Here is a 12,388-nt window from a genome sequence, read left to right on the forward strand (position 1 = left end):
AGGTTTTAATTTATAGAAAGGAGGATATAGATGAACGAGCTTAGTAAAAATATTGGAGAATATATATATGTTAAATTAATTGGTGAAAAAAGATTTAAAGGCTTATTAATTGATGTAGGAAATGATATTGTCGTTATTTACAATGGACAAGACTACGTATATATATCTTTATATCACATTCAATATTATAAGTTTGTTATGATTTATAAGGAAGAAATTTCAAAGCCCGATGCAGACTCTGTTATAAAAAGGGAATCACCATCAATTTCTTTACGAAAAGTACTGATTACATCTAAAGGGATTTTCACAGAAATTTATGTGGCTGGAAATGCTTCTATTCATGGTTATGTTACAAGTGTAATGAATGATTATATTGTTTTTTATAGCCCAGTATATAAAACAGTATATATATCCTTAAAACATTTAAAATGGTTAATCCCCTATAAGGAAAATCAAGTTCCTTATTCCCTCAATAAAAATGAACTCCCTGTGAATCCATTAAATATCACATTAGCTAGAACATTTGAAGAACAGTTGATTAAAATGGCTGGAAAAATCATGGTATTTGATTTAGGTGAAGAATCTAGCAAAATTGGAAAGATGACGAAAATTGATGATGGTCATATTGAATTGATGAAAGCACGCGATGAAAAGGTACATGTGAATATTCAACATGTGAAGTCTGTTCATTGCCCGTAAGCTAGTTAAGGTGGCTGGCTTTTTCTTTTATATGTGTAAAGGAAAAGGTCGCGCCTATTTGTTTACCATTTTTCGAGATGAGGGAAGAATACGAATTGGATATGTAAGTATGGTCATTATTTTTTATCGGTAAAAGAGGCAATTCTGTGCAAAATTATAGAAAATATGTACGAGCTGTCTATTATTATGTCCAATTTACTTTTTGAGAAAGCATTGTTCAACTACTATACTAAAGGGGTTTTGTTGGTGGAGCAGTTTCCAGAGTCTTTTTCGATTACATTGCTTGGCAGTGCTGGTGGAGCAGCTAAGGCTGTATTAGCAATTTTGAATCAATCGGTAGTAAATAAAGAAGATCCGATTTATACGGCGATAAATAATATAGAGTTCCATTTAGTTGATATAAAACAAAAAGATAAAGACTATTATGATGAATTATTTCCGAATTTGAAAGATAAGCTCTTTCTATACGAAATAAATCTTCAAAATGTAGTCAAGTTTAAACAGCATTTAAAAGAAAAAAGAACAGGGATTGTTATTGATGTTTCTGGAGCGGATACAATCAATATACTCAGTTGCTGTAATGAATTAGGAATTTGTTATATCAATTCAGCTTTGGAAAATGAATCAGTGGATAAAGATGATAGCTTACTTGGGTTTCAGTTAACAGAAAGATATACAAGGTTTGAAAAAGAAAAGGAGAAGTTTACGAATACGAGATCAATAATAGGATCGGGCATGAATCCGGGTGTTGTTCAATGGATGGTTGTTGAGCTTATGAAAGAAAGACCAGATGAAGTGCCGAAAGCGTGTTATATTGTAGAACATGATAATTCTTTTTTAGAGGATCAAAAACTTATACAACCTCATACACTTTATGCCTCTTGGGCGGTAGAGCGCTTTCTAGATGAAGCAATATTAAGTTATCCGATGTATATGAGTCATCATCGTCCCCTTTATTTTTATGAAGATGTATATGCTACAGAGTATAAAGTGAAATTAGGAGAAAGAGAATTTTATGGTTGTTTAATGCCACATGAAGAAGTCCTTATTTTAGGGAAAATATTTAATATGGAAGTTGGTTTTCTGTATCGTATTAATGAATACACAACAAATTTAATTAGACAGAACTTAGATAGAGTGGAAGATTTATGGAATTGGAATCGGAAAGTATTTAATCCAGCAGAAGAGAAGATTGCTGGGGAGGATTTAGTTGGTGTATTGCTCGTTTATGAAAATAGTGAAACATATATGTGTAATATAATGAATAGTAGTCAAGTTTTTCAAAAATATAAAACAAATGCAACTTATTTTCAAGTAGGGTGTGGAATTTATGCGGGTTTATCTAGTTTGCTTTTAGATGAATTTCCACAAGGTGCCTACTATGTAGAAGAATTATTACTAAATACAAAAAGCAAGTATGGGGAGTATTTAAATTTATATATGAAAGATTTTGTGATTGGTTGTAATATATCTACAGATGGCTTGCTACATGATCGGGTAAGGTGGATATAAAATATTCGATGAAAAGGAAGGAGAGTTATTTACTTCCTTTTTTAGTATGATAAGAGGAAAGGGAAATCTCAATCGACGGTTATATATTGCCCTGAAAGCAATTTCATAATTATAATTTAAAGAGATGGAAAGTGGAATATGTTTTTGGTATTGACCAAGAGGGGTATTTATATGAGAAAATTAAAAAGCTTAATTTATGAAGAAAGAGAAGCTTTAAAGGTATTTTTATTATTATTCTATATAATATTTTTTTTATATGACGCTATATATTATTTTGCGTATCCTGCTATGAATATAAACGAGGCAAAGGTAGGTTGGCCAGAAGGTGGGCTTGGGATAGGGGTATACATATTTGTAGTGTCGTTATTTCCTATTTCATTATATCTTCAAAAACGAGGATACGTTTATTTTGTGAAGTATTTGTATTTAATCGGATATATGCTTATAGACATTATTAATAATGTAATGATTTATTTGGAAACGGATCGAGTGTTTGAACATGGAAGTATGGTGGAGATATTATTTATTCTTTTTGCACCAGTGTTTGTAAATAAGAAATATTTTTATGTAGTATCTTTTAGTGTAATTGGAAAATATGTTTTCTTCACTATATTGTTACAAGATTTAAAAGTTGTTATCCCACTTGTTTTATGTATTTTCTTTTTCATTATTTCACATTCGTTACTAAAAAGATTTCAGTCTTATGTTAGGACTGTTGTTGAGATGTTACATAATGTGAAACAAGCTGAAAATCTTGCTGTAATTGGGACAATGTCTGCAACAATTGCTCATGAAATTCGAAATCCGTTAACAGCTTTAAAGGGATTTACGCAAATTCAAAAAGAACGGAATCCAGAGGATGCAAAGAGTTACGAGATTATGTTACAAGAAATTGAAAGGATCAATGGTTTTGTTAGCGAGTTGATGCTGTTAGGGAAGCCGAAATCAACAAAATATGAAAGCTGTAATATGCAGGATATTTTAGTATATGTTGTGCAACTAATGGAGAGTTATGCTTCGCAATATAAAGTGAAAATCTATATGCAAGCAGATAGTGGTTTGTTAACTGTAAATGGTGATGATAAACAATTAAAACAAGTGTTGTTAAATATTTTGAAGAATGGAATTGAATCAATGCCAGATGGTGGGAATATCAATGTTCATGCATATAAAACAATTGGAGAGAATCTTTGCGTTTGTATCGAGGATCAAGGATCTGGTATAGAGAGTGAGAAAATAGGTAAGCTTGGGAAGGCGTTTTATACAACAAAGGAAAATGGTACAGGTCTTGGATTAATGATTACGAATAAAATTATTGAAGAACACCAGGGAAGTATCAACATTCAAAGTAGTATTGGCATAGGGACAAAAGTTGAAATACAGTTGCCGACCGCATGATACGTAAAAAGAAATTACTTTTCAGAAAAGTGTTCTTGTTGTGTAAATAGAAACATTTGATAAAATGTTTCAAGAAGGGTTTTTTTTATAAAACACTTCGTTTATAATGGAGGAAAATATCGACATGGAGCTTATTGCTCATGTAACGGTTTGTAGGTTTGACGTAAATAAAAAGGGGTGCACGCGCATCCTTTTTTCTATGCATATATTATAAAAGAGGTGGTATGATGGAATTAACATTAAATTCGACTGTATGTTTACACACAATTCAATTTCGAAAAGATCAAACGAATTATATTGTAAAAGATACAATTACAGGAGAAAAATATGAAATGCCGCCACTTTGTATTGATGCACTTGCAATGATGCGCGACGGTTTTTTATTAGGAGAAATTGAAGAGAAATTAAAGGAAGAATACCCACAAGAAGAAGTAAATATTTTAGAATTTACGAGGCAATTGTTAGAGTTAGAACTTGTTGGAATGGTAGACGGAGAAGAGATAGCTTGTACGAAAAAGAAAGATAAAGATTACTTTTCTTGGGTCCGTCCTCGAATAGAGCAGCTTTTTCTTAATTTAAATAAAAAATATAGAAGCAAAGGTCAATGATGATCTTTGCTTTTTTTATCGCTCGAAAGGAATAGGGGAAATCAGTAAGTGATCTCTGCTTGTATTAAAAAATAACAGCAAACGCTCTTGCAAAAGCACCATCACTATCTTTAATTTTTAAAGGAGCTGCTGAAAAAAAGAATCGATTCGTTTTAATGGCATCTAGATTCGTTAAATTTTCAATTAAATAAATATTGTTTCCTAATAAAATATGATGAATTGGTGAGGTTTCTGTAGTGACCTCGTCAGGAGATATGAAATCTAGTCCAACAGATTTTACTTTTAATTTAACGAGTTCTTTAGCAAGCTCCTCAGAAAGATAAAGTGCTTCTTTCTCGTAAGCATCTGTGTTCCATTTCTCAGATAGGTTAGAATGAAAAATGATGATATCACCTTCTCTTACTTCGGCACCATGTAGTACCTCTTTAGGTAATTTTCGTTCTTGGACATGAGTGACATCGATGAGAATAGCCTCTCCTACAAACTGATCAAGTGGTAACTGATCAATTGTTGTTGCACCAGAAATAAAATGGGCAGGGGCGTCACAGTGTGTACCTACATGAACGACAGAATGAAAATCAGTGACTTGAAATCCTGCTTCTTCGACACTTGTAATTGGTTCTAGATGGATTTTTGGTGTTCCTGGAAACTGAGACATATCCTTCTCAAATGTTTGTGATAAATCAATTACTTTCATTACTTATACCTCCAATCATTTTTTGTAAATATAAAAGCCCATCTTTCTCGATTCGAAAGATGGGCTTTATGCACAATTGGATAGAACTATGTTTTATCTCTCAAAATGCATTGCATTTTGCAGGATTTAGTACCTATTCAGTTTATATAAACTGAGGTTGCTGGGCTTCAAAGGGCCGGTCCCTCTGCCTCTCTCGATAAAGGAATGTTTAATTTTAAAATTAAGAATTTTGTTGTTATTTAAATTGTAATTCATTTCCTTTTTTTATGCAACGGTAAATAGGTATTCACCCAAACAAAACGTTCCGCATATTGTAGCTTATGTAAGTAGACTGCTGCAAAGGAGTGGGGTGCAGTGACAGGAAATGTATTAAATTATTATGCTGGCGGAAATACAGCTAGAGGTTTTTATAGTTTATATGAAGAAAATTTGAATGGATTAGAAAGATTATTTATTTTAAAAGGTGGTCCAGGAACTGGGAAGTCCTCTTTAATGAAAACGCTCGGACGTGAATGGGCTGAAAAAGGGTATGATATTGAGTTTTTACATTGTTCTTCTGATAATAAATCAATTGATGGTGTAATTATTCCGAAATTGAAAGTCGGAATTGTAGATGGAACAGCGCCGCATGTTATTGAACCGAAAATGCCTGGAGTTGTGGAAGAATATATAAATTTAGGAGTTGCTTGGAATTCAAATCAATTAAGGAAACATAAAGTGCAAATTGAACGTTTTATGTCGGAAGCAAGCAAAGCTTTCCACTCAGCATATGGGTGTTTTAAAGAGGCGCTTATTATACATGATGAGTGGGAAAAGATTTACATTCATAATATCGATTTTAACAAGGCAAATGAATTAACAAATCAGCTTATACAAAAACTATTCACAGATAAAAAGGGGAAAAAAGCAATAATTAAACATCGATTTTTAGGAGCTGCTACGCCGAAAGGAGCGGTTGATTTTGTCCCTAATTTAACGGAAGGGGTTCCACATCGTTATTTTATAAAAGGACGCCCAGGGTCTGGGAAATCGACAATGCTAAAAAAATTAGCAAAAGCAGCAGAGGAAAAAGGTTTTGAGGCTGAAGTGTATCATTGTGGATTTGATCCAAATAGTCTTGATATGATTATTGTAAGAGAGTTAGGGTTTGCAATTTTTGATAGTACAGCACCACATGAGTATTTTCCAAGCCGTGAGGGCGATGAGATTATTGATATGTATGATCTCATTGTTACCCCAGGAACTGATGAGAAATATGCTAAGGAGATTCGCGATGTTTCAATTCAGTATAAAACAAAAATGAATGAGGCAATGTCTTTCTTAGCAAAGGCAAAATCTGTTCGAGATAAGTTAGAGAGAGTATATATTGCAGCTATGGATTTTTCAAAAGTGGATGAGTATAAAGAGGAAATACAAAAAGAATTTGAGCGGATTGCAGCTGTCGTTACTGAGAAGCAAAAGTAGGCGGATTTTAGGCTGTCAGGAAAGTCCTGACAGCTGTTTTGGAATGTAGTAAAGTTAATATGTAATTGTCGAATTTCCAGGGAAATGATCAAAAAATGGGGATGATATGTGTGAGAGAAAAAATTCAATTGGAACTAGAAAGAATCGAGAAAGAGAATGATGTGAAAATATTATTTGCAGTGGAATCAGGAAGCCGAGCGTGGGGATTTCCGTCGAAAGATAGTGATTATGATGTGAGGTTTGTCTACATTCGTCCGTTAGAATGGTATTTATCAATTCAGGATAAACGAGATGTAATTGAATACCCAATTAGTGATGATTTAGATATAAGTGGCTGGGATATAAAAAAAGCGTTGCAGCTATTTGCGAAATCGAATCCAGCGTTATTAGAATGGATTCGCTCTCCAATTTTCTATTCAAAAAACTCGAATTTACCAGAACGATTACATAAAATGAGTGAAAATGATTTTGATTCGAAAGCAACAATATATCATTACTTACATATGGCTTCAAAAAACTATCGAGAATTTTTACAAGGTGAAAGTGTAAAGCTAAAAAAATATTTCTACGTATTACGTCCTATTTTAGGGTGCAAATGGTTAGAAGAGAAAGGGACATTGCCACCTGTAGAATTTGAAAGACTTATTACGGAATTATCAATAGAGCGCAAATTATTGGATGAAATTGAGATGTTATTAGAAAAGAAAAAGGTGGGAGTTGAATTAGATGCTGGCCCGCAAATTAAAGTATTAAATGAATTTTTAGAGGAACAGATTACTTATTATCAGCAATACGTAAAAGGTATTGAAAACGGAGTCGGAATAGAAGTCGAGAAGCTAAATACTTTATTTCGGGACATGTTATTTGAAGGATATAAAAAAGAGCACAATTAATGAAGTGACCCCTAAAAGTTAGACACGGTTATTTCATTAGGCAGCTTGATAAAAGTGAGTCCGGTATTGTACCGGGCTCATTTTTAATTTTGCCTTAATCCGTTTCGTATTATAATAATCTATATATTTTTCTAATTCTATTTTAAAGTGCTCTACATTTTCAAATTCTTTTATGTAGAGGAACTCCGACTTCATAATCCCAAAGAAATTTTCTATTACTGCGTTGTCGTAACAGTTGCCTTTTCGAGACATACTCTGGACGATAGCTCTTGATTCAAGAGTACGGACGTACTGTCTCATTTGATAATGCCATCCTTGATCCGAATGCATCAGTAGCTGGTGGGTTTCAGGTAAACGTTCCAATGCTTTCTCTAACATGTCTGAAACAAGCGAATACGTCGGTCTAGAACCAATTGTATAGGTAATAATTTCACCATTATACAAATCTAATACAGGTGATACATACAGTTTTTCTCCAAACAATTTAAACTCTGTGATGTCTGTTACCCACTTTTGATTCGGTGCATCTGTATGAAAATTACGCTCTAAAATATTCGGTGCAATTCTACCGACTTTCCTTTATAGGATTTATATTTCTTCATACGCACAACACACTTTAACCCAAGCTCTTTCATAATACGCTGAACCTTCTTGTGGTTCACTTTCTGGCCACGATTCGTTAATTCATCACGAATGCGACGGTAACCATAACGACCTTCATTTTCCTCATAAATCGCTTTAATCTCAGCTTTCAAATCGGCATCTACATCTGGACGATTCATTTTCTTTACTAAATCATAATACGTGCTTCGAGGAATAGTAGCTAGCTCCACGAGTGCCTTCACCGAATATTTATGCCTTAATTCATAGACTACTTGCGCTTTGTCTTGTTTTGTGATTTTTCCTTGTTTTGAACTAAGGCATTTAACTTTTTAAGTACTCATTTTCCATCTCAAGCTGTTTAATGCGTGCTTCAAGTGCTTCGACTGACCCTTCAGCTAAAGGTTGTTTTAATTGTTTATTTGAATCTTTTTTCATGGATGGACGCCCCTTTTTCTTAGATTGAAGGGCATCAATTCCTTGTGTTTCGAGCTGTTTTTTCCAAACAGAAATCGTTGAAAGGGCAGGAATATTAAAGATAGCTGCCGTCTCAAATAAGGACATACCGTTTTCAATCATAAAGTTTAGTACGTCTAGTTTAAATTGTTGTGTGTAATTTGTACATCGTTTTAGAAAAGCTTCCAGACCATTCTGTTTATATTGGTTTACCCAATTCAAAATGATTGTGTCACTTATACCGAGCGATCTACCCATTTCTCGATAACTTTCATTTCCGTTCAAATAACGTAGAACGATTTGTATTTTTTCATCAGCTGTAAATTTAGCCATAGAAAAACTGCACCTCCAATTGTTAGACTGTGTCTAACAATTGGGGTGCAGTTCATTAAGTTTGTGCTCTTTTTGTATAAATTAATTTGCATCGTTTATCCCGCAGTAACTGCCCGTAAAAGCCCGATTGGTGTGGGCTAATAATCGGCGGGGGATGGCCCCCCCACTTATTAAAGTTTCACTTTATAGGAATAAAGAAAACGGCGATAGCTGCAATCAGTCCCGCGAGTGCAAATAAGTAAAAGTTCCATACTAGGTCATACTGCATCGTCATTAAAATGCCGATGAGAATTGGACCAGCGATTGCACCAATTCGCCCAAGACCGAGTCCCCAGCCTAAAGAGGTAGCGCGGATATGTGATGGGAAGTATTGGGTTACATAGGCATTTAATATTTGAGTAATGCCAACTGAGCCAATTCCAGCAAGCCCAATTAAAAGGTAAATAATTGTAACGGATGGTTTGATTGTTAATAGCCCAATACAAATGGCGGCCATCAGGTAAGAAACGCTAATAACGATTTTCGCTCCAATACGATCGGCAATCACACCTGCAAATAATGCACCGATAGCAGCTGTAATGTTAAGCATAAGTAAAAATGATAAACTAGAACCCAATGGATAACCTGCTTGACGCATCATTTGTGGTAACCACGTATTTAAACCGTATATAAGAAACATTCCCATTATGTAAGTAGTCCAAAAAAGTAAAGTGGCCATGACGTATTTCTTCGAGAATAATGTAAGAAATCCATGTTGCTTTTGTAAATTAGGTGATGTAAGAGGAAGTTCCTGCTGTATATGTAATTCGATTTGAAAGCGCTCGCTAATTTGTTTCGCTTCTTCTTGCCGGTTACGAGATAGTAAAAACTGAATGGATTCTGGTAAGTAACGTATGATAAAAGGAACGAAGAGGAGTGGAATCATTCCAATTCCGAACATAACTCGCCAGCCGAAGTTTTCTAACATAAACATAGATAAAATAGCCCCTAATACGATACCTAAAGGATAACCAGTAAACATAAGTGCATAAATAAAAGATTGGCGTTTTTCGGGTGAATATTCAACGGTAAGTGCTGAAGCTGTTGGAATGACACCGCCTAATCCAATTCCTCCAATAAACCGAAATAGCCCGAATAATTGTGGGGAAGGAGCGATTGCAGCTAAACCCATTGTGATAGAAAAAAGAGCTAAACAGCATACGAGTGTCCATTTTCGGCCAATTAAATCTGTAATGGTTCCGACAAAAATAGCTCCAATGAACATCCCAAACAAAGCATAGCTAGCAATCGTTCCAGCTTGAGCAGGTGATAATGCCCAGCTTTTGTCCTCTAAAAGTGTTGGTAAAACAGCGCCGTAAATACCTAAATCGTAGCCATCAGCTAAAATAGCTAACCAGCAAATAACAACGACAAGTTTCGTAACAGAGCTTGAAAGAATAGTTTTTGTAGATTCTAGATGAGGTGGAGAAGATGTTTGCATAGTAGGCACCTCTTTTTCTTAGATTCATATAGTATTTTGTTGAATGGTAAGGTTTTCCTGCTATTGTCGAATTTTCTCCAACATTCACATGTGGTAAATGTTGTGCAAGATAAAGAAATTCAGTGGAGTGAATTCCACTGAATTTCTTTCATGTTATTATTCACTGTCAACCCGTTTTAACGGCTTATCTGCTGGGCCTTCAATAATAGCGCCATCAATTGAAAAACGTGATCCGTGACAAGGACAATCCCATGTGCAATCACCATTATTCCATTCCACTTCACAGCCGAGGTGTGTACAAGTCGTATCGACGATGTGTAATTTCCCTTCCTCATCTTTATAAGCACCTGCACGTTTACCATGGACGCGTACAACAGCACCTTCGCCAATTTCAAGATCTTCTGGTTTACGTAAGGCAACTTCAATTTTCCCCTCAATTAAATGCTTTGCAACATCAATGTTTTGGGAGAGAAAGGTTTTTATATCTGGATTGGCGTGGAAACGCGATGGTGCGAATAGCTCTTTATAAGGGCTTTGTATTTTTGAAATGGAGTTTTTTAGCAAATGGGCTGCGACAGTTCCAGTTGTCATGCCCCATTTACGGTATCCTGTTGCAACGAATATATTCGGATTATTTTCGTTAATATGTCCAATGTAAGGGAGTTTATCTAATGTAATTAAGTCTTGTGCAGACCATCTATAGGGAATTTCATCTATTCCAAATGTACCTTCAGCAAAGGAATGTAGTGCTTCGTAGTGAAGCATCGTATTAATGCCTTGTCCTGTTTTATGACTTTCTCCACCAATTAGAATGAGTTTTTCTCCATTTATTGTTGCATAGCGTAAGGAACGTTTCGGATCGTCGATACTTAAATACATACCTCCTGGATAATTTGTTTTCGCCTTCACAGCAAGTACATAAGAACGTTCTGCATACATTCTTGCAAAGAAAAAGCTATTTGCGTCATAAAAAGGGAAATGGGAACAGGAGACGACATATCCACACGTGATACGCTGACCGTTTTTTGTAATTACTTGTGGATAAAAGCCTTTTTCAACATCAATAGCTGTTGTTTGTTCATAAATAATTCCGCCCATCTCGATAAAATTTTCCACAAGTGTTTTTAAATAAAGAAGGGGGTGGAATTGTGCTTGGTTTTTCATAACGAGTGCCGATTGGATTGGAATAGGGATGGATAGAGATTGAACGTAGTCACAAGGAATATTTAATTTTTGATACGCTTCGTATTCTTTTGTTAAACTTCGTAATCCGTTAGTAGTAGTTGTATATAAATAAGAATCTTCATTTGTGAAGTCACAGTCAATCTCATATTTTTGCACAGTGTCTTTAATAAATTGTAGAGCGTTGTCATTTGCTTCATAATACAAATGAGCTTTTTCGATACCAAAATGATTGATCAATTCATCGTAAATAAGATCGTGTTGTGCAGTTACTTTTGCGGTTGTATGCCCAGTCGTTCCATTTAAAATACGCCCAGAATCAATTAAAACAACTTTCATTCCTTCTTTAGCAAGTAAATAAGCAGTTGTAATACCTGTAATACCAGCGCCGATAATTACGACTTCTGTTTTTATATTTTCAGATAGGTGTGGAAAAGTAGAGAGTGTGGCAGATTCAATCCAATAAGGTGATGGGAATTTGGGATACGTATTATTCGTCATCTTAGAGCCCTCCTAGTTTAGAACAATTTTCCTTTTAATATTTCCATATTATATGAATTTCATGTGAGCAATGTTAGAAGCCTTCTATTTTTATGAAAGCAAGAGAGGGATAGCGAGATACTATTTTAATATAATTATTTAAACGGATTTGTATGAAGAGGTATGTCTTGTGTAAAACTAAATTTAGTTAAAAGTATTTGTGATTTGTATAGATAAGTCTAGCTAAAGAAAGGGCTTTTAGCATGTGGGTATATTTATATATATAACGGATAAAACCTTATAAAACCTAGGATGTTCCTTTAGTGAAATAAAGTATAATTATAAAATTATAACCGCATTTTATTACTAGGTCATAAAAGTTGTTGACAATACAGAAAGTCTATTGTTATGATTCATCATGTGGAAAGGTTGATAAAGAGTAAAAAGAGAAATGTTTTTCATTGATAATAAAAGCGATAATAAGTGACGATAGAGTGAGTATATTTTCCTTATAATAAAGGCTTTTTGGATCACCTAGTAATATCAATCTGGAAGCAAGAATTGATATATGCAAGTTGCGTAAGCG

General features: G+C 34.4%; 9 protein-coding genes, 1 pseudogene and 1 riboswitch. Of the genes and pseudogenes, 6 read left to right on the forward strand and 4 right to left on the reverse strand.

Annotation, left to right across the window (positions count from 1 at the left end; all coding sequences use genetic code 11):
* Positions 1-30: 30 nt before the first annotated feature.
* The 4 genes from DJ93_RS14830 (at position 31) to DJ93_RS14845 (ending at position 4,217) form a co-directional block, all read left to right on the forward strand.
* Positions 31-699 (forward strand): LSm family protein, encoded by a 669-nt coding sequence (locus tag DJ93_RS14830; protein ID WP_042981595.1) that lies wholly within the window; start codon positions 31-33, stop codon positions 697-699.
* Between the two features lie 246 nt (positions 700-945).
* Positions 946-2,211, forward strand: a complete 1,266-nt coding sequence (locus DJ93_RS14835) for an S-adenosylmethionine decarboxylase related protein (RefSeq protein ID WP_042981596.1) — start codon at positions 946-948, stop codon at positions 2,209-2,211.
* 171 nt (positions 2,212-2,382) lie between these two features.
* Entirely contained in the window at positions 2,383-3,609 is a 1,227-nt protein-coding gene (locus DJ93_RS14840; RefSeq protein ID WP_042981597.1) for an ATP-binding protein, read from the forward strand.
* A gap of 227 nt (positions 3,610-3,836) precedes the next feature.
* Complete coding sequence (locus DJ93_RS14845) at positions 3,837-4,217, forward strand: hypothetical protein (RefSeq protein WP_042981599.1); 381 nt, start codon at positions 3,837-3,839, stop codon at positions 4,215-4,217.
* Positions 4,218-4,281: 64 nt separating this feature from the next.
* Here DJ93_RS14845 and DJ93_RS14850 read toward each other — a convergent pair whose 3' ends face one another.
* Positions 4,282-4,914, reverse strand: coding sequence for a cyclase family protein (locus DJ93_RS14850; RefSeq protein ID WP_042981600.1), 633 nt, complete (start codon positions 4,912-4,914; stop codon positions 4,282-4,284).
* A 90-nt stretch (positions 4,915-5,004) separates the two neighbouring features.
* A riboswitch (SAM riboswitch) is annotated at positions 5,005-5,117 on the reverse strand.
* 151 nt (positions 5,118-5,268) lie between these two features.
* Here DJ93_RS14850 and DJ93_RS14855 point away from each other — a divergent pair.
* Positions 5,269-6,378: a PRK06851 family protein gene (locus tag DJ93_RS14855; RefSeq protein ID WP_042981601.1), complete on the forward strand. Its 1,110-nt coding sequence runs from the start codon at positions 5,269-5,271 to the stop codon at positions 6,376-6,378.
* 110 nt (positions 6,379-6,488) lie between these two features.
* On the forward strand, positions 6,489-7,271 hold the full coding sequence (locus DJ93_RS14860) for a nucleotidyltransferase domain-containing protein (RefSeq protein WP_042981602.1): 783 nt from the start codon (positions 6,489-6,491) through the stop codon (positions 7,269-7,271).
* Positions 7,272-7,307: 36 nt separating this feature from the next.
* On the opposite strand, the pseudogene DJ93_RS30635 reads toward DJ93_RS14860, so the two are convergent.
* From DJ93_RS30635 to DJ93_RS14880, 3 genes and pseudogenes are all read right to left on the reverse strand, one after another.
* A pseudogene (locus DJ93_RS30635) lies at positions 7,308-8,660 on the reverse strand (IS3 family transposase).
* Positions 8,661-8,838: 178 nt separating this feature from the next.
* Entirely contained in the window at positions 8,839-10,140 is a 1,302-nt protein-coding gene (locus DJ93_RS14875; RefSeq protein WP_042981603.1) for an MFS transporter, read from the reverse strand.
* A 156-nt stretch (positions 10,141-10,296) separates the two neighbouring features.
* A complete protein-coding gene (locus DJ93_RS14880; RefSeq protein ID WP_042981605.1) occupies positions 10,297-11,823 on the reverse strand; it encodes an FAD-dependent oxidoreductase in 1,527 nt (508 codons plus the stop codon).
* Positions 11,824-12,388: the final 565 nt, after the last annotated feature.

It is taken from the genome of Bacillus clarus, assembly GCF_000746925.1.
GTDB classification, from domain to species: Bacteria; Bacillota; Bacilli; order Bacillales; family Bacillaceae_G; genus Bacillus_A; species Bacillus_A clarus.

Bases quoted from the DNA above. Each gene is read 5' to 3' on its own strand.
- DJ93_RS14875 (WP_042981603.1), bottom strand. From the start codon at position 10,140: ATGCAAACATCTTCTCCACCTCATCTAGAATCTACAAAAACTATTCTT.
- DJ93_RS14850 (WP_042981600.1), bottom strand. From the start codon at position 4,914: ATGAAAGTAATTGATTTATCACAAACATTTGAGAAGGATATGTCTCAG.
- DJ93_RS14880 (WP_042981605.1), bottom strand. From the start codon at position 11,823: ATGACGAATAATACGTATCCCAAATTCCCATCACCTTATTGGATTGAA.
- DJ93_RS14845 (WP_042981599.1), top strand. From the start codon at position 3,837: ATGGAATTAACATTAAATTCGACTGTATGTTTACACACAATTCAATTT.
- DJ93_RS14830 (WP_042981595.1), top strand. From the start codon at position 31: ATGAACGAGCTTAGTAAAAATATTGGAGAATATATATATGTTAAATTA.
- DJ93_RS14840 (WP_042981597.1), top strand. From the start codon at position 2,383: ATGAGAAAATTAAAAAGCTTAATTTATGAAGAAAGAGAAGCTTTAAAG.